Origin of the sequence: Dokdonia sp. Asnod3-C12 (genome assembly GCF_045063975.1) — a bacterium.
In the GTDB taxonomy this organism is placed as follows: Bacteria; Bacteroidota; Bacteroidia; order Flavobacteriales; family Flavobacteriaceae; genus Dokdonia.
Genome location: NZ_JBEFNY010000003.1, coordinates 1579759 through 1602251 on the forward strand (window position 1 = coordinate 1579759; position 22493 = coordinate 1602251).

Genomic DNA, 22493 nt, shown 5'->3' on the forward strand with positions numbered 1-22493 from the left:
ATCTGTGAATAACTATTGCCTTTTTTTACTGCTCCATAGGTCCGTTCTTTTACCTTTACTGCACACTTCCCACTAAGGGAAAGACAAAAGCGCTTTTGTCCATTTTGTAATCTAAAAAACAAATCAAATGGACAATTTTTTGATACTCGAACGGCTGGACCGTCTCGAAAAATTATTGATAGGAAGCAAGGAAGTACTTACCCTTGAGGAAACCTGTGATTATACCGGAATATCCAGAAGCTACCTCTACAAACTGACCGCCTCGGGCAAGATCCCACACTCCAAACCCAACGGGAAAATGATCTACTTCGAACGTAGAAAGATAGACAGATGGTTACTGCGCAATGAGCAGAAACTTCATCATACGGACGGCTAATTGCAAAGGTTATGAAAGCGATCCATTCACAGCTCTACACAGTTACAGACCCTAAGAAAAAGACCATCTATGATTATACCATAGAGTACCTTCTGGAAAAATATGACATCTACTATAATGAGATTTCCCACGATTTCCAGATTTCGATGCGAGGAAAGAAACAATGGCAGTATATCAATCTCAATTCACTTATTATCGAGCTCACCAAAGCTGGGATCGACATCAGCACCTCAAAGCTGGAAATCCTCATCAAGTCTGAACTCATCCCTAAATATAATCCGATTAGAGAGTACTTTGAATCCCTAAGTGCCTGGGATGGGTTTGACCACATCGGTAAACTAGCATCCTACGTGCCGGTGTATGACAATAAAGCGTTTGTTTATCATTTTAAGAAATGGTTGGTGCGTGCCATAAAGTGTGCCCTGGAACCCGGTTACTTTAATAAGCAGGCACTTATCATAAGCCATAGCGGGCAGAGTTCCGGTAAATCTACTTGGTGCCGTTTCCTGTGCCCGCCAGAGCTGTCAGAGTATATGGCCGAGGATATCAATAGCGATAAGGATGCACGTATCCAGTTGTGCCGGAATTTTCTCTATAACCTTGATGAGCTTGCGGTACTCTCAAAGAACGATGTGAATGCGCTAAAGGCCTTTTTCTCAAAAACGTTTATCAACGAAAGATTACCATATGACAGAAAGAACACCATCCTGCCCAGAATCTGCTCGTTTATGGGATCGACCAATATGTCCTCTTTTCTCAATGACGAAACGGGTTCCGTGAGATGGCTCTGTTTTGAGCTGATGCAACCCATCAACTTTGACTATAAAAAGGACCTAGATATCAAAAACGTTTGGACACAAGCGTACCATCTAGCGTATAGCGACAAAAGTTTCAACCCAGAACTTACCGTCCAAGATGTAAATGAGAACGAAGAGCGCAACCAGCGGTATACTAAAATGACCACCGAACAGGAACTCATCGCCAAATACTATTTGAAGTCAGATCAAGAGAAGGATTTTGTAACCGCCACGGATATTATGGTGAGTTTGAACTGTCTCAACATTAGGATCAGCCAGGTCAACTTGGGCCGTGCGCTTTCGGGGTTTGGATACCAGAGGGTCAAACATCCCAAGCGAAGAATCTATGGCTATCTGGCCAAACGGAACTTTAAGGACTCGCCCTATGATATAGGCTGATGAAAGAAAAAAGAGCAAATCCTCTTACCATGCTACCACAAATTTTCTAAAGTCCTATAAACAGTAACACCATTTGTGGTAGGATGTTCAATAACCATCTTACCACAAACCTACCTAACCTACCACACAACTGTGGTAAGATGGGTAAGATGAAAAAACAGTCCTAAGAACCATCAACCCCTGTAAACAAAAGGCTGGGTAAGATGGTAAGATGTTTTAGCAATTTTAAACTATTCACAGATGAAAACTATAAAACTATCCTGTAAGGAAGCCCGCGATATCTCTATTGTAGAGATGTTGGCTGTTCTAGGACACTTTCCAAAACGCCAGTCGGAAAGGGAAGCCTGGTACCTGAGTCCATTTCGGTCAGAAACAGAAGCATCCTTCAAAGTTTCTCTTTCGCTCAACAGGTGGTACGATCACGGAGAAGGCATTGGCGGGAATTGTATCGATTTGGTTTGTAAGATTAAAGAGTGTTCAGTAGGAACTGCACTTTATTTTTTGAAACACTTAGATTTTCAAACAACAGCGCCCATTCTAAAGTTGAGTAGTACGCTTTCGCGAAAGCTAAAAATTACAGAGGTCAAAGAGATTGAAAATTCAAATTTGATAACGTATTTGAGTGAGCGGAAAATCCCAATAAATATCGCAAAAAGATATTGCAGAGAGGTTCATTATGTATGGTCTGGCCGATCCTATTATTCCATCGGTCTGAAAAACCGGTCAGAGGGATGGGAGCTGAGAAATGCATACTGTAAGAACGGTTCGTCCCCAAAGGATATAACCCTAATCTTGAAAAAAGGAAGTAAAAATCTGGCCGTGGTTGAGGGAATGTTCGACCTGCTTTCACTGGTCAAAGAGGAACTGAACTATTTAAAGGAGGCGTCAATATTGGTTCTTAATTCCATTTCCTTTTTGGAGAAAGCATTTCCGATCATAAGGGAATTTGAAAATGTAGCACTCTATCTAGACAGGGATGAAGCTGGCAGAAAGGCAACCTCAAAATTATTGAACAGGCATACAAATACAATAGACAGATCTGATTTATACACTGATTATCATGACCTCAATGATTGGATCGTGAACAGGGTAAAATGACACAGCGCGAAGCAAAGCAAGATGTGTGCCTGTGGCCACAAATCTTGCTTTGCTCCCGAAGGTCGCAAAGTTTTTAAGGAATGAAAAGAGCCGTTATAAAATTTAGATGTACCGTCTACGAGAAGCGATTGCTTGCAGTAAAAGCGAAGCAGGCGGGAACCACTTTGAGCGCTTTTTGTAGAGATACCCTGATGGAAAAGCAACTCACCGAGCGTATGAGCGAAGAGCATATATCCATCTATAAGATGATGGTGCAATATCATAACAACTTTAAGCGAATTGGGAATATGTACAAAAAGAATAATCCAAAGCTCTCTGACGAAGTAGTGAACCTGGCCAATGAAATTAGACTTCACCTTAAAAAGATTACGGGATGATTGCAAAGGCAACCTCCATATCGAGCACTAGGGCTTCCATTGCTTACGGCAAGGATAAAGAAAAAGGTGCGGAGACGATATACTCACATCTGCTCACCTCAGAAGATCCTACAGAAGTCACTGCGGAGTTCAAAAGTGTTCAAGCCCTCAATTGCAATTGTAAGCGCAACACGCTCAGTTTTATAATCAGCCCCACAATAGAAGATGGCCAAAAATTGGACAGGCATTCTCTCAAGGAAATCACAGCTAATTTTATGAAGCAGATGAAACTTGGAGATCGGCAGGCCATTGCATTTGTTCATTTGGACAAGGCACACAAACATATCCACCTCTATGTTAATAGGATTGACCTTAATGGAAAGGCGTACAACGATAGCTTTATAGGCAAAAGAAGCCAGCTCGCTGCAGAACGGACTGCAAAGAAACTCGGGCTGACCACAGTAAAAGAGGTGCAAATGACCAAAGCTTTGGAATCAAAAAAGATTCGACAGCAGATTCGAAATATCCATAACGATACTTTAGAAAAGGTAAAGCCTAAAAACTTGGATCAGTATATCAAAGCAATGAACAAACTAAAGGTCAAAGTGATTCCTAGCATCAACAAATCAAAACAGTTACAAGGATTTCGTTTTGAATATAAAGGTCAAAGCTTTAAAGCGAGTGAAGTTCATCGCTCGATGTCAGGAGGTAAATTGCTTTCGGCTATAGACAGTAATACTTATAAAAATGTAATCAATAAAAGTACTAATAGTATTCTACTTAAAGGAGTTTCACTTCCACTGTCAACAAATCTTATTACGGCAATAGGGAAGAAGCTGATCACAAAAGCAATCAAAAAATCAATTCAAATAGGAATGGGAATATGACACGACTGGAAACCATATCACAATTACTTGTTGAGGAACTAGAAACCTTTAAGGAACAAATAGACAGGCTTGAGAAAGTTTCTGAAAACCTGAAGGATGTTCGTGTCAAGGCAGATAGCTCTGCCATCGAGAAATTATTAAGTGAACATTTGAAAATTGTAATCGAAAGATCAAATGAGCAACAAACTCAATTAGAGAATATGCATAATAGAATAAAGTCGGCAAAACTATATCCTAACTGGTTGATTGTTTTGACGCTACTTCTTTTTCTTTCAATGGCATTTTTAATAGGCTACCTATTGCTGTTTCATTGAACACCCATAAGTGCGCCCTATGCTGTTTTTACTTCACGCTTATCAACCCGAACACTATAAAAACAGCACAGGAACCACGCGCAGGTAAGTTTTGGTAGATTTGGGGGCTATCAATTTGATTAAAGGAGAATCATAAAATTCAATAGTAAAACTTCCTTTTTTCTTAAAGTTGTATATCAACTAGATTTCTGTTGTAATTGTCTAATATTTCATTGGGTAAGGTTTTTAGATAAATTTGAGTAGTTGATAACCGATTGTGTCCTAGCATCGCTGATATAGCTTGTAATGGTACGTCCTGTAGCATTGCTTGAGTTGCAAAACTATGACGAGATACGTATGAGGATAGGCGTTGATTAATTTTGCATTTTATTGCAATTTGCTTCAAACCTTTATTATATCTCTTTCGAGCCCACAACACATCTTTATACTGAAGTTCGAATGTATCTCTTTTTATGATTGGAAAAATAAAATCCGTGCTACTCTTATCTTTTAAATAGAATGAAAGTATTTTCCCTAATTGTTCAGTTATACCTATATCATAAGGCTTAGCTGTTTTTTTTCTTTGAAATTTAATGCGATTATCAATAATATTTTCAGTTTTTAAGAATGCCAGATCCATATACGAAATACCATAGAGCATATATGAGGCTAAAAAATAATTGCGGTAATGAAAGAGATTGTCAGATTCCTCAAGATCCAGGAGCATTATGGATTTTAAACTATTGATATCAAGAGCTCTTTTTTCGGTTGGAGCTGTTCTAATTTTATAGTTTGTGAAAGGATAAGCATCTTTAGATAGGACATCAGATCTGATTGCTACATTTATAATGGCTTTTATTGTTCTCATATATGTTGAAAGACTATTCACTGAATTTCCTCTTGAATAATGCCATCTTTCAAATTTGTTTAAAAAGTCATAATTGATCTCGTTGAATTTGAGATCGTTGCCATTAGTAAATTTTTCAAGCACCTTTATAACAGCATAATAGGTGTTGGCATTTCCAAAACGGTCTGCTGCTTTCATTTCGTCCACGAGCATTTTTCCGTATACGAAAAAAGACTCATAAGACGTAATTTTTACAATCTTGCTTTTGAGTTGAACAATTGATAAATGATCAAGTTCTTCTTTTTCATTCAAAGCGTCGATGATGTCTACTGCCCGAGCCTTTTCTTTTAAAAACTGATTATTTAATTTACTAACTGAATTTGTCCCCTTGAATGCACGCTTGATTTTCTCATTTTTATCATCCCAAAACTCTTTCTGGACGGAATGACCCAAGCTTATTGAGGTTGTTTTTCGAAAGTGAGTCAATCTTAAAATAATTGGGTAGGAGGAATCTTTTTTCTGCCTCCTCGTATCCAATGATATTTTTATGTTTGTATTCATTACAAACTAAAGGTAATAAAAATTTGCACGCAATTTGCACGCATATATCTGATATTAAAAGATATCAATTGTGCACAAAATTAATTAAAATACTGATATTCAGTAAATTATGTTATGTTTTGAAACTAATTGAGATGGTTATCGTGTGCCTGGCAGGCAAGAGGCGACCAGTTCGAATCTGGTATTCTCCACCAAGGTATAAAGGCATTTACAGGGTTTCTGTAAATGCCTTTTTTATTTGCGATATTGTTGGTTTTTACGCTTTCGCGAAAGCACAACAACCCTTAGATCTCCCTTTGTGTAAAAGGAATTTCTGGATTGAGTATCTCTGCTATCAGTGATTTTAAAACTCCTTCAAACTCCAAAAGTGTATCTTCTGTGACCTGCTCATTTTTATTATATCTAAATGGAAGATACCCCGATTGTAAATTTTTGAAAGATATGATACCAACGCTTACTGGGAAATCAAGCGGTTTTTTCTTGTTAAGCATATAAGCATACATCAAGACCTGAAAAGCTTTTTCAAACTTCCCTTCTGGTAATAGTAAATCATCAAATGCAGAGAGGTTCAAATCCTTCTGCGCTACTTTTCCGGTTTTATAATCTACGATGTTGATATTGTTATTGCGTTGTTCTACTAAGTCTACTTTTCCTCTCAAAAATATATCTTCTGTAAGCTGTATGTTTCTTAGATCATCTTCTACAGACATAATCGTTACGGTATCACCCTTTTTAAGGAGTCCTTTTTCTCTTTTGAGGTAATTCTCTACATAACGGGTAACTATTGCATAGACAATCTTATTTTTGCCCTCACTGATATGATTAAGTCCATATACAAGTTTAAACTGGTTGCGAACTTCAACTTCTATCATTGTAAGTAATTCTTCAATGATAGTAACAGTTAATTGTTGTCCTACGTGTGGTTTATATAATTCTTCTAGTGTATTATGAACTATAGTACCCATGGTATTTGCCGCCACAGTTTCTTCTACTTCATTACTTGAATTGATACCGAGAACATATCGCTCATAAAACACGATAGGATCTCTCAAGTAAGTCGTGAGAGCAGAGGGCGAAATACCTTTTTTAAATAAGTTCTTAAGAGAATCAATAATTGTTGTGTCCTTAGGAATATGAGGTAATCGCTCTTCAATCTTTATTGTAGATGGAGTAACGACGTGTTTTTTTATACTGTGTATACCTTCCTCTTCTATTTGTCTTATAAACCTGCTCTTCTCGCTGCTTCCTAAACCAGTACTATGTGTGGTATATAATAAATCTACAGTGTTAGCCCTGTGTAATAAATGATAGAAGTGATATGCATAAACCGCATCCTTCTCTGAGTAGGTGGGTAAATTATAGAGCTTTTTTAAGTCATACGGGATATATGAATTCTGACTTTTGCCAGACGGTAATATTCCCTCATTTACAGAAGTTATAATGACATGTTTATAATCTAGTACTCTAGACTCTAATACACCCATAATCTGAAGACCTTGCTCAGGATCACCCCGCAAATCTATAGTTTCTGATGATAATATTTCTCTATAAAAATGAATGAACGTTGGTATATCTTTAATGTGATCTTGTGCATCCATAAGCTGCTTGAGCTTATTAAATGCTACGTAAAATCCATAAATGTATTCTAGTTGTAGTGTGTTGTTACCAGTATCAAATAATGCTCTCAGTGCTTCTATGATATGTATACAGTTTGCCACTGCATCTTTAGGGTGTTCATTCCAAGTTTTAAATAGCAAATTAAAAACAGGATCTGCGCTATCACTACTAAGTTGAGCAAGTTGTAGAACACTAATAAATATAAGATTATTAGTAATAATCTCTTGTTCTAAATGCTCTGTCTGTGACCCTAGTAGTTCAGCAGATAATGGATTGCGAAGAATATTTAAAACATCTTTAAAATAATAACCGTTTTTATGAGGGTTCTTTTTTAAGGTAATGAGCTGGTCAAAAAAGGAGGCTGTGGGTGTCTTACTCAATGGTAACCCCATAGTAATATTCACCTTTTGTATAGAGCGAGGTAAGGCATTAAGAACTGGTAATAGAAGAGATTCCTCTCCTAATACAATAGCAGTGTTAGATAACTCTTGACTTGATATTTTAGAAAGGATTGTTCCTAATGTTTTAGCCTGTAAAATATCTTGAGAGCATGCGTATGTAGCGATATTTTTTTGAGCACTATAATTATCAAAGGTCCAGTTAAAAGGATTTGAGCTATAGTAAGACCACTTAGACTTATAGTTTTTTACAAACGAGTTAGTCTCGTGAAAAGGATTATTCAAAAAAGATTTTTCGGTATCCCAGTATATTTCTGCGTTGCCTTCTGAAAGCAAAGCTTGAATGAGTTGTTGTTCAGCAGTATTTAAAGCGTTGAATCCTATAAACACATGTCTAACATTAGATGACGAATGTATATAGTGTTCTATAGTCTCTACAGCTTGTCTGTAGACATAACCTTGATGTACTGCACCTTTATCCAGTGATTTTGAACAAAAGACCGTATAGATGTCAAATAAGCTATTCCAAAAATCAATATAGTTGAGTACTAATTCATTCTTTGAGGAAGACCAGTGATCTGAGAGTTCTTTAATATCCTTTAGATGATTAAATACTTCTGACTGATTTAAGAGAAATCTGTCTATCTCGTTGAAGTCACTCAAAATGGATTGAGCCCATCCACAGAACGTCTGGAAATCGGCAAGCTTTTCCTTGGCTACGACTTCTTTATAACTCTCAAATAGGATAAATATTAAGTCAATATTACTTGCAGATTTTAAACCGGTAACATGACTAATAAATTCTTCTATTGAAAAAACCTTAGGAGCAAACGAAGTGGTGATTGCTCGTGAAGCTATTTTTTTTGTAAGTGTATTTCCTGCACGACGGCTAGGAAGGATATAAATGATATTCTCGTTTTCAGAACCTTGTTCTTTATCAAGTACTACGTCAATAAAAGTTTGCATAGTCTAAAATAAAAAATGCCTCGCAATTGCGAGGCATTTTTAAGATTATAAAAATCTTATTTTCTATTGCTCAAGAATAGAAAGCTCAACACGTCTGTTTTCTTGACGTCCTGCAGCAGTTTTATTTGAAGCAACTGGTCTAGCTTCACCAAATCCTTTAGACTCTAAACGAGACGCTGGAATTCCTTTTCCTGTTAAGTAGCTTCTTACTGAAGCTGCTCTCTGATCAGAAAGGTTTAGGTTATAAGCATCACGTCCTCTATCATCAGTGTGACCTTCGATAAGGAAACGAGTTGTTGGGTATTCCATCATTACTGATGCTACTTTATCAAGAGTTGCATAAGATTCAGATCTGATAGATGCTTTGTTGTAATCAAAAAGAACTTTTTTAGTTTCTACGTTTAGCTCGTTAAGAACTTCAACAGATACTTCAGGACATCCGTTATTTGCTACAGTTCCTGCAACATCTGGACATTCGTCATCTTTGTCAAGTACACCGTCACCATCTTTATCTTCAAAAGGACATCCGTTGTTTGAACGTGGTCCAGCTTCATTAGGACAAGCATCATCAGCATCTTTGATTCCGTCTCCATCAGCATCAGGACAACCACCTAAAGCAGCGATTCCAGCAACAGTAGGACAAGCATCCTTAGGATCAGGGATTCCGTCTCCGTCAGTATCAGGACAACCATCAAACTCAGCTAAACCAGCAACAGTAGGACAAGCATCTTTAGAATCTTCGATACCATCACCGTCAGAATCAGGACAACCGTTAAATTCAGGTAAACCTGCTACTTCTGGACAAGCGTCATCTTTGTCATATATACCATCACCATCAGTATCTTTTCCTCCGAAAACAATACCTATAGCAGCAACGTGTTGGAAGTGCTTAATACCGTCATCTTCAAAAGCATGCTTATATTTAGATTGAACACCAACGTTGATGTTTTCTCCTAACCATATTTTTACACCAGCAGCAGCATTTGCTGTACCGAAACCATCAAGATCACCATCAAGAGTACTTTCTACCCAAGTATAACCAGCACCTACAGAAATGCTAGGATCAAACCATCCACCTTCACCGTTGATAAGATCTCTTAAACTATAAGAGAAATCTCCATCAGCACCGTAATACTGTAGTTCATTTCTAGGTCTTGCATCACCTAATTTTTCAATTCTGTTAATAGAACCAGAAACGCCAAATACGAATCCATCTCCTAAGTAACGAGATACATTAATGTAAGAAACAGATGGAATAATGCTCCAGTGATCTTCTACATTATAAAATTCTTCAAAAAGATTCCCTCTTGTTTCTCCTGCGCCAGGAACTCCATCAAATGCGTCTCCTACTGGATACGTATCGATAGCGTTAGCTCCGATAGAGAAAGCCCAAGGGTTGTTTGCGTCTTGTGCATTTACTGATGATCCTATAGCAAGAATCATAAGTGCTGCAACTAAAAATCTGCTAAGATGTTTCATTGTTTAGTCTTAAATTTAAGTGTTAATTGATGTCAAAAGTAAGTTGTTAAAATTAATCAACAAAGGTAAATGTACTAAAATTTTCCTAATACCCCTTATTTACAAGGGTTGAGGTAACATTAAACAACTTTTAATGCTTTTCCAACCTTAATAAATGCATTGATAGCCGTATCTAAATGTTCTATGGTATGAGCAGCGCTTAATTGCACTCTGATCCTAGCTTTTCCCTTAGGAACAACTGGGAAGAAGAACCCTATTACATAAATTCCTTCTTCTAATAATGCATCAGCCATATTTTGAGAAAGCTGCGCGTCATAAAGCATAACAGGTACAATAGCCGATTCTCCATCTATAATATCAAATCCAGCGTCTTTCATCCCTTTTTTGAAATATGCAGTATTGTGGGCAAGCTTATCTCTAAGCGAGGTGTCTTTTTCTAGCATGTCAAAGACCTTGATAGAAGCACCTACAATTGCCGGGGCAAGGGAGTTTGAAAATAAATAAGGACGACTACGCTGGCGCAGTATCTCTATAACTTCTTTCTTTGCTGTAGTATATCCACCCATTGCACCTCCTAGTGCTTTTCCTAATGTTCCAGTGATAATATCTACTCTCCCTAACACACCTTTTTCTTCAAGAGTACCTATGCCACGATCACCTATAAATCCAGTGGCGTGACATTCATCTATCATTACTAGTGCATCATACTTATCAGCTAGATCACAAATTTTATCTAATGGGGCTACAAGTCCGTCCATAGAGAATACACCATCTGTTACAATGATTTTATGACGAGCGCCATTTTCATTTGCTTTTTTAAGTTGCTCTTCTAGATCTGCCATATCATTATTTGCATAGCGATATCTTGCGGCTTTACACAATCTAACGCCATCTATAATAGACGCGTGATTAAGCGAGTCAGAGATTATAGCATCTTCTGCTCCTAGTAGTGGCTCAAAAACTCCACCATTTGCATCAAATGCTGCAGCGTATAAAATGGTATCTTCTGTACCATAAAACTTAGCAATACGATGTTCTAGTTCTTTGTGAATATCTTGAGTACCGCAAATAAAGCGCACAGAACTCATACCAAAACCATGCGTATCCATAGTGTCTTTGGCTGCTTGTATTACCTCTGGATGTGAAGAAAGCCCTAAGTAATTATTTGCACAAAAGTTAATCACCTTTTCTCCTGTAGAAATAGTAATCACAGCATCTTGTGCAGATGTAATGATGCGTTCTTTCTTATATAGTCCTGCCTCTTTAATTTCAGCAAGTTCTTTTTGTAAATATTGTTGAATATTACCGTACATGTGTTTGATTTTTTACAAAGGTATTAAACAGATATCACATCTACAGTGGCGTCTATATATACTAGAAATTTATTAGCTACTTTAAAGCCCATTTCTTCATAAAGTGCTCCATACATAGTGATTTGTTTACTGTGTGATGGATTATGCATTCCGGTTTTATAATCTATAATGGTGGTATCACCATTAGACAATACAACAACTCTATCAGGTATGTAAAATGAGCCGTCACTAGATAAAATCATTCGCTCGTTGTAAACCGTATTTTGATCTTGATAATAATCGGTTAGTTGGTGATTGCTCGTAATGTTGTGAAGAAGATTATTAATGGTTTCATATCCTTCCTCTGGGATAATACCTTGCTTTACGGCATCTTCTAGTACATGCTGGACGTCTGTATAACTATTAATCTGAGCCATTAGCTCATGAATGAGGTTTCCATAGGTAATAGCATTTTGTTTTTGCTCATCCCATAAAAAGGTGGCTTGAGTGATGATCTGAATACCTAATTCTTCTTTTGAGGTAGAGATAATTGAAGGAACAAATGAGGTATAATCTGCCTTGTTGTCTTCTTTTTTTGCAGGTGTCTCGCGTCCAAAAGTATAGGTGCGTTGATCTTCATTCCATAGATTATTCGTTTTAAGATAATCTATAAACAAATCGCTGTAGGTATTTATTTTTTCTTTGCTTTCGCGAAAGCGTGACAACACATATAATCGTTGGGCGGCTCTTGTGAGTGCTACGTACAATACATTAATGGTGTCAAATTGCTGTTCATTATTTCTCGTCTCATATAGCGATGTGCCAGCTTCCCCAAAATCTTTAAGACCACTATTATGGGGAACCATCAACGTTTTAAATCCTCCAAATGCTGGTTCGTCTATAGGATACCATTGATGTTCTCCTCGCACTCTATATAAATCTGAACTTGCATAAGGGTAGATGACAATAGGAAACTCTAATCCTTTAGATTTATGAATGGTCATGGTCTGTACAGCGCTATCTTGCTCTGGAGCAACAATACTAGACTTCTCCTTTTTTTCTTCCCAATAGTCTATAAATCCAAGAATGCCACCACTTTTACTCTGTGAGTAACTATAAGCAAGATCAAGATAAGCCACTACGTAAGCATCAGAAATTGCAGTGAGATTAAAGGATCTAATTATTGACTCTAGATATTCATAAAGCGGCAACGTTTGCATATAGTCAATGTGCACAAAAACATCAAATTGCTGTAAATGCTCAATAAACTCTAAAAATGTGCACGAGGTATTGGTACTATAAAATGTGTGTGTGTCTTCTACATTATAATAAGTTGACAGGAAGTAGAGTACAGGCAGTCTATTTTCTATTTGACTAGGGTAGGAGAGCATTGTTGCAAATGCATGAATAAACTGTACTGTGCTAGAGTTTGAGATAAGCAAGCTCTCAGAAGACACTACTTCTACATTTGCCTCTTGAAGGGCAGTTGCTATTAATGAGCCATCTATATTATTTCTCGTAAGTATACAAATGTCACTATGCAAGTAGCCTTGGCTAGTAGCTTCATTTATAATTTCAATAATGCGCGCAGGATATATCTCATTCGCTTCTTCTTTATTTTCATATTCTAAAAACTCAAGAGATACAAAGCCCTTTGTGTTACTATTAGTTTGTTGTGAGTTGTCTTTATAATAAATTTCTCGATATAGTTCGTTATCAAAGTGAGTTGCGAGATGTGTAAAAAACTGATTATTAAAGTTTATAATTTCGGCGCTACTTCTATAGTTAGTCTCTAGACGGTCTATGGTTGCTGGAGTAGAAAAGGGGTTTGTTTGATTACTCAACGCTATAAATTGCTCTGCTTCTCCTCCTCTCCATCTATAGATTGCTTGTTTAGGATCTCCTACGAGTAATAATGAATTTGCAACAGTATCTTCTGCCTGGCTACTTATGGTGTTATCTATAAGCGGTATTAAATTGTCCCATTGCATTACCGAAGTATCTTGAAACTCGTCTATAAAGTAGTTTGTATACCGCTCGCCAAGTCTTTCATATAAAAAAGCGGCTGGTTGATCTTTAAGCGACTGAGCAATAAGTGCATTAAAATCTGAGATGAGTAACACATTTTCATCTTCCTTTATAAGTTCTAGCTCTTTCTTAATTAAATGTAATACAGAGAGCGGTATAATCTTAGATCTAAAAGATTGTAACATACTTTGCTTAGAAGCAAGTTCCCTAAGCTTCAAAAACGTTGCTATAAAATGATCTCTATGCCCATCAATAGTAGCTTTGATATGGTCTTTTTGAGTCTTTGTATAAAAGGTGTAAGACGTAATATTATCTTTATATGCCGATCCTGTATACGCAAGTCCTTGTACACCATTTGCAACTTGGAGCATGAATTTATAAAAATATCCGCTCGCAAAACTTTTTTGATCTAACCCGAGTTCATGAATCAATGCTATGAGATCTTCTCCTAGCTGTTTTTGTGCTGATACAAGTGACTTAATTTGATTATGTAAATAGCTGGTTAATGTGTCAAAATCTGCAAGAGACTTATCTTTAATTAGCTCCAGCGCTTTGAGGTCGTTTTCATTATGCAGTAAGTTTGCTATTTCTAGCAAATCACGGGCAATGTCCCAGCTCTTATCATCATCTGCTTTTTCTAAAGCAAAATTTATTAGGACTTTAGTAATCTCATCATCTATGCCCACCTTTGCAATAAGGGCATCTACTGCTTGGGCATTGAGTGTTTTTTGATCTAATGAAACCTCAAAACTGCCAGAGATATTTAGGTCTTTTGCAAAAGTGCGTATGATTCTATGGGTAAGAGTATCTATCGTTACAATGTCAAAGGCAGCATAGTTATGTAGTATGCGATTGAGTATTTCTTTAGCCTTTTTTATGACTACCTCCTCAGGCAATGCACTAGATGAAACTAAGTCGTCTAGCATGTCTGGTTTTTTAGTGCCAGGCTCATAATGACCTAAGTTTTTGAGCGTGTCTAGCACACGATTTTTCATTTCTGCTACCGCCTTATTTGTAAAAGTAATAGCAAGAAGATGTCTAAACTTATTGGCATCATTACTCTTGAGAAGCGTTGTGATATATTGCTTTACGAGGCTGTATGTTTTTCCAGATCCCGCAGAAGCATTAAGTACGATAAACGTATTAGTTTCGGTCATAGTACTAAGATAGCAAAAGCGACTTAAAAGGGATAGTATTGTCATTATCTTAGTAATATTTAATTCGCACTAAGAGACTAATAGAAAATATAGCAGAGGTGGTAAGTTTATTACCTTGTAACTGTTTCACAGTTGAAAGAGATGTTTTTTTGCTTTCGCGAAAGCAAAAGCTAACTTTTATAAGAAATCTATAACATAAAGAGTAGCTTACTTTATGTAACTTTGTTAAAATTTGAAAAGAAGTTTAACCAAAAACGAAAAAGAAATGTCATTTACGTTACCAGAATTACCATACGCTAAAGATGCACTAGAGCCTAATATTGATGCTAAAACAATGGAGATACACCACGGGAAGCATCATGCGGGTTATACTTCAAAGCTTAATGCTGCTATCGAAGGAACTGACCTTAACGGAAAAACAATAGAAAATATACTTATCAACCTAGATATGTCTAACACTGCTGTGCGTAACAACGGTGGAGGTTTTTACAACCACAGACTTTTTTGGGAAGTAATGTCACCAGATGGTGGAGGAGAACCTACGGGAGAACTTGCCGAGGCAATAAACGCTGCTTACGGAAACTTTGAGTCTTTTAAAGATAAATTTTCATCTGCAGCTGGAGGACAGTTTGGTTCAGGATGGGCTTGGCTTTGTGTACACGAAGGTGGAAAAGTTGAGGTATGCTCAACTCCTAATCAAGATAACCCACTAATGCCTAAAGTAGGGTGTGGAGGTTTTCCTATCTTAGGACTTGATGTATGGGAGCATGCATACTACCTAAACTATCAAAACAGACGTCCAGATTATGTAAACGCATTTTTTAATGTGATTAACTGGGAAAAAGTGTCTGCATTATATGCGCAGAACAAATAAGAAATAACTCTTATATTAATTCTTAAAGCCCACTTTTATTGTGGGCTTTTTTTATACAAGAAAATGTAGGTAAATTCTTTCTCTAATTTCTTGCGTAAATTCTATCTCAACTTTTTTACTTACATAAAATCGGACGTTTAAAATAAAAATATAGACTGATGTGGTTTGATTCTAAAGGTGGTTTTGAATACTATATTTGGTAATTATAGCTCATTACCAATTAGATATATTTAGTAGTCTAGAAAGGATGATTTTTCAATCAAAACTGAATTACTTTAAAGATTGTATTTGAAGTTTAATGTTGAGGTCTTAAAACTTTAAAAATTGGGCATAAAAAAAGGTGGAAAGATCCACCTTTTTTTGCCCCAAATCTACCATGAACTTAACCTACTTATGCTATGGCAATGCTAATATAAGAGGGTTTTGGTCAGTAGCAGTATGTTTTAGACCAAAGGCATAAATTTTAGACGAAATACACAAATAATTTTTAAATTGTGATATCTTTAAGACCAAATGCATATTTTTTAGTAGGCTCTTTCTTTATTTCCTTCTACATAATTAATGAATGCTTTGTTTACAACGCGGTTACCTCCAGCTGTAGGATAGTCTCCTGTAAAGTACCAATCTCCAAGATTATCAGGACACGCTTTATGCAAGTTTTCTACAGTTTGATAGATGATATCTACTTCTGTTTTTACCGAGCTATCCGTAAGTAATTCTGCAATCTTTTTAGAAACTTCTCTCTGTTCAAAAGGAGCATATATATCCTTAACATGATTCTTTACTTCCTTGTCATCTAGATCTACTTGTGCCTTACACTTCTCATATACCTCTTGTATAAGACTTTCTTTGCCATTTTCTTTGAGTAAAGCAATCGCGGCTCTAAAAGCTATAAAATCTTCTAGTCGCGCCATGTCAATACCATAGCAATCTGGGTATCGTATTTGAGGAGCACTGGACACAACAATAATTTTGGCAGGGTTTAAGCGTGCCATCATTTTGATAATGCTCTTCTTAAGCGTTGTACCGCGCACAATGCTATCGTCTATAATTACGAGTTTGTCTTCTGGCTTAATAACACCGTAGGTAACGTCATAAACGTGCGCTACTAGGTCGTCACGACTACTATCTTCTGTAATAAATGTACGAAGCTTAGCATCTTTTATGGCAATCTTTTCTGTGCGTAAACGCTGTGAGAGAATCTCTGTTAGTTCGCTTTCATTTAGATTTCCCTTGGCAGCAAGAATCTTTTGTCCTTTTTGCTTGTTAAGTTCGTCTTGTGCAGCCTCTACAAGACCGTAAAAAGAGGTCTCGGCGGTATTAGGAATAAAGGAGAACACAGAGTTCTTGGTGTCGTGATTAATGCTTTCAAGTACTCGAGGCATTAATAAACGTCCAAGCATCTTGCGCTCCTTATAGATTTCTGCATCAGAACCTCTAGAGAAGTAAATGCGCTCAAAAGAACATGCCTTACGTTCTAATGGCTCTATGATTTGCTGTATGGTAAGTGTGCCATTCTTTTTAATGATTACTGCAGCCCCTGGATCTAATTCCTTTACTTCATCAAAAGGCACGTTAAACGCTGTCTGTATCACAGGACGCTCACTAGCTACTACAGCTACTTCATCGTTTTCAAAATAATATGCAGGTCTTATTCCCGCAGGATCTCTCAAAACAAAAGCATCACCATGACCTAAAAGTCCAGCCATTGCATAACCACCATCCCAATCTTTTGAAGCTCTTCTAAGTATTTTGCCTACTTTAAGTCTTTCTGCTATTTGAGGAGAGGCTTGTTGTTTATTAAATCCTTCCTTTTTTAATTTCTTGTAAAGTTTTCCAACTTCATCATCCAGAAAATGGCCTATCTTTTCCATTACTGTAATGGTGTCTGCCTGCTCTTTTGGATGCTGCCCTAAAGAAACCAACTTGTCAAAAAGCTGATTTACATTAGTCATATTAAAGTTACCTGCAACGATAAGGTTACGGTGCATCCAGTTATTTTGACGCAAAAATGGGTGTACACTCTCAACGCTGTTTTTTCCGAAGGTTCCATAACGTACGTGACCTAGTAACAACTCTCCTATGTAAGGGACATTACTCTTCTGCCAGGCTACATCATCCTTCTTATCAGGATTTGCAGTCATAAGCTCGTTTATACGACCATTAATTTCTGCAAAAATATCTTGTATAGGTTGTTGTGCTGTAGATCGCTGTCTAGATATGTAGCGTTGTCCTGGAGCGACATCTAGTTTTATACTAGCAAAACCTGCACCATCCTGACCACGATTGTGCTGCTTTTCCATCATTAAGTACATCTTGTTTACCCCGTAAAAAGCAGTACCGTATTTCTCTTTGTAAAATTCAAGTGGTTTTTTTAGTCTTATAACTGCAATACCACATTCATGCTTGATAGCGTCACTCATAGCTTGTAAAAACAAAAGCGCTCCAAAAATGGAGCGCAGGGTTTAGTTGTTTATGTTTATGTCAAATTGCACAAGTTTTTTAAACTGATGCAGTCTCTCTTTTATTTCTTCTGGCGTCACAGATTGTAAACGCTCTGTTCCAAATTTTTCTACCGTAAAGGAGGCAAGGCAAGAGCCATAAATAAGAGCCGTCTTCATAGTTTCAAAAGAAGTGTCTCCTGCTTGAGCTATATAGCCAGCAAATCCTCCAGCAAAGGTGTCTCCAGCTCCCGTAGGATCAAAAACATCTGCAAGTGGTAATGCAGGGGCAAAAAACATATTGTCTCCCTCAAAAATAAGAGCTCCATGTTCTCCTTTCTTTATAACTACATACTTAGGTCCCATCTCGTGGATTTTCTTTGCAGCAGTTACAAGTGAGTACTCTCCACTTAACTGGCGAGCTTCTTCATCATTTATAGTGATAACATCTACTTTTTTGAGCGTAGTCTTAAGCTCATCAAGTGCGATATCCATCCAGAAATTCATCGTGTCTAGTATTACAAGCTTAGGCTTTACTTCCATTTGCTCAATAACACTAAGCTGTACTTGTGGTTGTAAGTTACCTAGCATTACAATAGGTGCTTCCTTATGTGATGCAGGAACCTTAGGAGAAAAATCTGCTAGTACATTAAGTTCTGTAGCTAGTGTATCTCTAGAGTTCATATCATTGTGATACTTACCACTCCAGAAAAATGTTTTACCACCTTTTACTACTTCTATTCCGTCTGTGTTAATTCCTCTCTCTGCAAGAAAATCAAGATATTCTTGAGGGAAGTCATCACCTACAACGGCAACAATGGCTGGATCAACATTATCAAACTGTGCCGCAGCAAGTCCTATATAAGGAGAAGCTCCTCCAATAATTTTATCTGTTTTTCCAAAAGGTGTCTCTATTGCATCAAATGCACAAGAACCAACAATAACCAATTTACTCATCTATAATTTTTGTGCAAATATACGGTTTTGAATGTTTGACAACTCAATTTTAAGGAGACCGCTTTCGCGAAAAAATGTAATTTCAACTACGTAAATAAATTAGCAATAAAACTTTTTATAGCATCCCAGTTTTTGATGACAAGCATTGTAAGGAAAGCCGAAATTGCTATTGTGTAAATTCTCTTTTTTTCTCTTTTCATACTGACACTTATTTCCTCCCAAAATCTGCTGGGATTTCGCCCCAGGCTTTGGTTTCCCACTTCACAATCGTAGTGATGTAGGTGTTTGTTTTGAGCCACTGCTCTGCGCGCGCTATCAGTTCAAATACATCTTTATTTTTTGGGCTTTGCTTGAGGTTGGTCTTGCAATGTTTCTTTTTTACCCAGCCTATTGCTATACGGGAGTCACTATATATAAGACGATCACTACCTATCTTCTTTAAATAAGCAAGCCCATGCACGAGTGCGAGAAACTCTCCTATGTTGTTAGTTCCTTGCTTAAAAGGCCCTTGGTGGAAGAGTTGTTTTACCGTTTGAGTATCTACCCCGCGATATTCCATGATGCCTGGATTACCAGAACTTGCGGCATCTACAGCAATAGAGTAGAGGTTGGGGAAGCCATATTTGGCTTTTTCTTCGGCGGTGAGTACTTTTTTCTTTTTTGAGGAGCCTTTAAAGTCGTTATAGTCTCCATTATATGCGTTTTTTGCTTTGGCAAAGGTTTCAAAACTCTTGTATTTTGCGCCGGCATAACCATCTATCATCTTCTTGCATTCCTTCCAAGACTCATAGATTCCAGGTTTTTTACCTTCCCAGACTACATAGAATTTTTTTGTTTTTGCCATAGTTTAATATCATTCCTGCGAAGGCGGGAAATTCATCCCGAAAGCGTTGTGTAGAATCAAAAGTAAACGAAATTGATGATTTGCTTTGAAATTGAAGATACTAATCCGTCTATCTGGGTCCTCGGATACCAATATAAAATCAAGGGTAAAAGTAAAATAGTTAGACGATTTTGGTTTTTTTGAGAAAATATCGTGCGGAAAGATTATAGAGAATAGGCAGAACCCAAATAATAAGATCCAAATTACGACTCCAAAATTTAGAATTTGCAAACGATTTTTGGTATAAAACGTAAAGCAAAATAATAATCCAAAGAGCGGCAGGTATTAAAAATGCATACTGAGGTCGCTTGTCGTTGGTATAGAAAAAATTAAATGCATTGAGAAAAGCATTTAGTAATGTAAATAAGAATGCATATACTAGGGACATCAACCCAATCCTTGCCCCAGAATACGTATCCACATCTACTAATAAAGTACGCGTATTAGTGATTACAACTACTGCGATAAAACTAAATGCAAGTTGATAAACATAAAGCTTGGCTACTTTATTCTTCATTTCAAAAATTCCGCAATCACCTCTGGAAAATGAGCGTGTTCTAGTTGGTGTATTTTTTCGGCAATTGCTTCTGGAGTGTCTTCTTGGGTTACTTCAACTTTGGCTTGAAATAAGAAATCTCCTTTGTCATATTCTGGCGTTACTTTATGTATGGTGATGCCTGTATATACTTTTTGAGAAGGATTTTTATCGTGTTGCGCTTTCGCGAAAGCGTAAACAGCCTCATGCACATTCATGCCGTACATTCCCTTTCCTCCAAAATCTGGGAGCAATGCTGGATGTATATTTATGACCTTATCTGGAAACGCCGAAATTATTTTTTCTGGAAATAGCCATAAAAAACCTGCCAAAATGATGACATCTGGTCGTGCAGCTTTAAGAAGATGGAGTACATCATCACTTTTATAGAAAGCTTTTCTGTTAAAACTAAACGCAGCAACATCAAGGGCTGAGGCTCTTTGTAGTACTTTGGCACGAGGGTTGTTACTAAGAACTTGCACGACTTGTGCATCCGTACGATCCTGGAAAAACTCTATAATACGCTGGGCATTTGTACCGTTACCCGAGGCAAAAATCACAATTCGTTTCATTTTTCTTGTTGCTGTTGTGGGTGCGAAATAAAGAAATATTAGTAACTATTTGAAGGTTATGGAAAGGAACTTATTTTATATTTCCGTAAATTACCTTCACATTTTTGAGTTGCAAACTTGTTTAACGGTAAAGTTTGTTATTTTTGCGACTTAAATAAAAATTTAAATTAGAAAATTATGTCAGACATTGCATCAAGAGTAAAAGCGATTATCGTAGACAAATTAGGAGTAGACGAAAACGAAGTTGTAACGGAAGCGAGCTTCACAAACGACCTAGGCGCTGATTCACTAGACACAGTGGAACTCATTATGGAGTTTGAAAAAGAATTTGATATCCAAATTCCAGACGATCAAGCAGAAAATATTGCGACAGTAGGTCAAGCAGTATCTTATATAGAAGAGGCAAAATAAGTCTTTATTTATGGAGTTAAAGCGAGTAGTAGTTACCGGACTTGGTGCACTTACCCCGATAGGAAATAATATTCAGGAATACTGGGAAGGACTTTCTACAGGGAAAAGCGGGTGCGCGCCCATCACCTATTTTGATGCAGAAAAGTTTAAAACGAAGTTTGCTTGTGAACTTAAAAACTTTGACGCTCTCGACTTCTTTGATAGGAAAGAAGCTCGAAAGCTCGATAGATTTGCTCAGTATGCACTGGTAGCTTCAGATGAAGCTATCAGTGATGCGGGCATTGATCTTGACTCTGTTGATAAATTTAGGGTTGGGGTTATTTGGGGAGCCGGTATAGGTGGTCTGGAGACATTCCAGAATGAAGTCCTTAACTTTGGTGCTGGAGATGGCACCCCTAGATTTAATCCTTTCTTTATACCTAAGATGATTGCAGATATTGCCCCTGGTAATATCTCTATCAAGCATGGCTTTATGGGACCTAACTATACGACGGTTTCTGCTTGTGCTTCTTCTGCAAATGCAATGATAGATGCCTTTAACTATTTACGTTTAGGGCAATGTGATATTATTGTTACAGGAGGATCTGAGGCTGCGGTAACGCAGGCTGGTATGGGTGGTTTTAATGCAATGCATGCGTTGTCAACTAGAAATGATGATTTTGAAACGGCTTCAAGACCCTTTGACGCAACCAGAGATGGTTTTGTATTAGGAGAAGGTAGTGGTGCGTTAATCTTAGAAGAGTATGAACACGCTAAGGCACGTGGTGCCAAAATTTATGCTGAGGTTCTAGGTGGCGGTATGTCTAGTGATGCTTATCACATGACAGCACCTCATCCAGACGGTATAGGTGTAGAGCGAGTAATGCTTAACTGTTTACGTGACGCAGGTCTAACACCTGAAGATGTAGATCATATTAATACACACGGTACATCTACTCCACTAGGTGATGTAGCAGAGCTTAAGGCTATCAAAAAAGTATTTGGTGATCATGCAAAAGAAATAAATATTAATTCTACTAAGTCTATGACTGGACACCTTCTGGGTGCTGCTGGGGCTATAGAGTCTATTGCTGCTATCCTTGCGATGCAACATAGTCTTGTTCCTCCTACAATCAATCATACTACAGTAGATGAAAATATAGATCCCTCTTTTAATTTAACGCTTAATAAAGCACAAAAGAGAGAAGTAAACGTAGCAATGAGTAACACTTTCGGTTTTGGAGGTCACAATGCTTGCGTATTATTTAAAAAACTTGACGCTTAGATTAT

Annotated in this window: 19 protein-coding genes; 9 read left to right on the top strand and 10 right to left on the bottom strand. The window is 37.3% G+C overall.

Annotated elements, in window-relative coordinates; all coding sequences use genetic code 11:
• The first annotated feature begins 127 nt into the window (after window positions 1-127).
• From ACJJVW_RS07300 to ACJJVW_RS07325, 6 genes are all read left to right on the top strand, one after another.
• Window positions 128-376 (top strand): helix-turn-helix domain-containing protein, encoded by a 249-nt coding sequence (locus tag ACJJVW_RS07300; protein WP_013750611.1) that lies wholly within the window; start codon window positions 128-130, stop codon window positions 374-376.
• An 11-nt stretch (window positions 377-387) separates the two neighbouring features.
• A complete protein-coding gene (locus ACJJVW_RS07305; RefSeq protein ID WP_405251190.1) occupies window positions 388-1572 on the top strand; it encodes a VapE domain-containing protein in 1185 nt (394 codons plus the stop codon).
• A gap of 240 nt (window positions 1573-1812) precedes the next feature.
• Window positions 1813-2670, top strand: coding sequence for a toprim domain-containing protein (locus ACJJVW_RS07310; RefSeq protein ID WP_013750609.1), 858 nt, complete (start codon window positions 1813-1815; stop codon window positions 2668-2670).
• Between the two features lie 80 nt (window positions 2671-2750).
• On the top strand, window positions 2751-3047 hold the full coding sequence (gene mbpA, locus ACJJVW_RS07315) for a mobilization protein MbpA (protein WP_013750608.1): 297 nt from the start codon (window positions 2751-2753) through the stop codon (window positions 3045-3047).
• Complete coding sequence (locus ACJJVW_RS07320; protein ID WP_013750607.1) at window positions 3044-3913, top strand: relaxase/mobilization nuclease domain-containing protein; 870 nt, start codon at window positions 3044-3046, stop codon at window positions 3911-3913. The genes mbpA and ACJJVW_RS07320 overlap by 4 nt, the downstream gene beginning before the upstream one ends.
• The gene (locus tag ACJJVW_RS07325; RefSeq protein ID WP_013750606.1) at window positions 3910-4227 is read left to right on the top strand and encodes a DUF6730 family protein; all 318 of its coding nucleotides are present in this window, start codon (window positions 3910-3912) and stop codon (window positions 4225-4227) included. The genes ACJJVW_RS07320 and ACJJVW_RS07325 overlap by 4 nt, the downstream gene beginning before the upstream one ends.
• A 163-nt stretch (window positions 4228-4390) precedes the next feature.
• Here ACJJVW_RS07325 and ACJJVW_RS07330 read toward each other — a convergent pair whose 3' ends face one another.
• The 5 genes from ACJJVW_RS07330 to ACJJVW_RS07350 all read right to left on the bottom strand — a co-directional run bounded on the left by ACJJVW_RS07330 (window position 4391) and on the right by ACJJVW_RS07350 (window position 14551).
• On the bottom strand, window positions 4391-5614 hold the full coding sequence (locus ACJJVW_RS07330) for a phage integrase SAM-like domain-containing protein (RefSeq protein ID WP_405251191.1): 1224 nt from the start codon (window positions 5612-5614) through the stop codon (window positions 4391-4393).
• A gap of 284 nt (window positions 5615-5898) precedes the next feature.
• Window positions 5899-8595: a PD-(D/E)XK nuclease family protein gene (locus ACJJVW_RS07335; RefSeq protein ID WP_298323295.1), complete on the bottom strand. Its 2697-nt coding sequence runs from the start codon at window positions 8593-8595 to the stop codon at window positions 5899-5901.
• Between the two features lie 63 nt (window positions 8596-8658).
• Window positions 8659-10074 carry an OmpA family protein gene (locus ACJJVW_RS07340; RefSeq protein WP_298323293.1) on the bottom strand — a complete coding sequence of 472 codons (1416 nt, stop codon included), beginning with the start codon at window positions 10072-10074 and terminating at the stop codon, window positions 8659-8661.
• Between the two features lie 119 nt (window positions 10075-10193).
• Window positions 10194-11387 (bottom strand): glycine C-acetyltransferase, encoded by a 1194-nt coding sequence (gene kbl, locus ACJJVW_RS07345; protein WP_298323291.1) that lies wholly within the window; start codon window positions 11385-11387, stop codon window positions 10194-10196.
• 23 nt (window positions 11388-11410) lie between these two features.
• Window positions 11411-14551, bottom strand: coding sequence for an exodeoxyribonuclease V subunit beta (locus tag ACJJVW_RS07350; RefSeq protein ID WP_298323289.1), 3141 nt, complete (start codon window positions 14549-14551; stop codon window positions 11411-11413).
• 265 nt (window positions 14552-14816) lie between these two features.
• Between ACJJVW_RS07350 and ACJJVW_RS07355 the strand changes: the two genes are divergently transcribed.
• On the top strand, window positions 14817-15425 hold the full coding sequence (locus tag ACJJVW_RS07355; protein WP_108877514.1) for a superoxide dismutase: 609 nt from the start codon (window positions 14817-14819) through the stop codon (window positions 15423-15425).
• A gap of 524 nt (window positions 15426-15949) precedes the next feature.
• On the opposite strand, the gene ACJJVW_RS07360 is transcribed toward ACJJVW_RS07355, so the two are convergent.
• The 5 genes from ACJJVW_RS07360 to ACJJVW_RS07380 all read right to left on the bottom strand — a co-directional run bounded on the left by ACJJVW_RS07360 (window position 15950) and on the right by ACJJVW_RS07380 (window position 20813).
• The gene (locus ACJJVW_RS07360; RefSeq protein ID WP_298323286.1) at window positions 15950-17848 is read right to left on the bottom strand and encodes an amidophosphoribosyltransferase; all 1899 of its coding nucleotides are present in this window, start codon (window positions 17846-17848) and stop codon (window positions 15950-15952) included.
• A gap of 42 nt (window positions 17849-17890) precedes the next feature.
• The gene (locus tag ACJJVW_RS07365; protein WP_108877515.1) at window positions 17891-18823 is read right to left on the bottom strand and encodes a PfkB family carbohydrate kinase; all 933 of its coding nucleotides are present in this window, start codon (window positions 18821-18823) and stop codon (window positions 17891-17893) included.
• Window positions 18824-19031: 208 nt separating this feature from the next.
• A complete protein-coding gene (locus ACJJVW_RS07370; RefSeq protein WP_298323280.1) occupies window positions 19032-19667 on the bottom strand; it encodes a ribonuclease H family protein in 636 nt (211 codons plus the stop codon).
• Window positions 19668-19827: 160 nt separating this feature from the next.
• Complete coding sequence (locus tag ACJJVW_RS07375) at window positions 19828-20223, bottom strand: hypothetical protein (protein ID WP_405251192.1); 396 nt, start codon at window positions 20221-20223, stop codon at window positions 19828-19830.
• Window positions 20220-20813, bottom strand: a complete 594-nt coding sequence (locus tag ACJJVW_RS07380; RefSeq protein ID WP_405251193.1) for a phosphoribosylglycinamide formyltransferase — start codon at window positions 20811-20813, stop codon at window positions 20220-20222. Before ACJJVW_RS07380 ends, ACJJVW_RS07375 begins: the two co-directional genes overlap by 4 nt.
• A 177-nt stretch (window positions 20814-20990) precedes the next feature.
• On the opposite strand from ACJJVW_RS07380, the gene ACJJVW_RS07385 reads away from it, so the two are divergent.
• Together ACJJVW_RS07385 and fabF are read left to right on the top strand one after the other, a co-directional pair.
• Window positions 20991-21224, top strand: a complete 234-nt coding sequence (locus ACJJVW_RS07385; protein WP_013750595.1) for an acyl carrier protein — start codon at window positions 20991-20993, stop codon at window positions 21222-21224.
• A 10-nt stretch (window positions 21225-21234) separates the two neighbouring features.
• Window positions 21235-22488, top strand: a complete 1254-nt coding sequence (gene fabF, locus ACJJVW_RS07390) for a beta-ketoacyl-ACP synthase II (RefSeq protein ID WP_108877517.1) — start codon at window positions 21235-21237, stop codon at window positions 22486-22488.
• The last annotated feature ends 5 nt before the right edge of the window (window positions 22489-22493 follow it).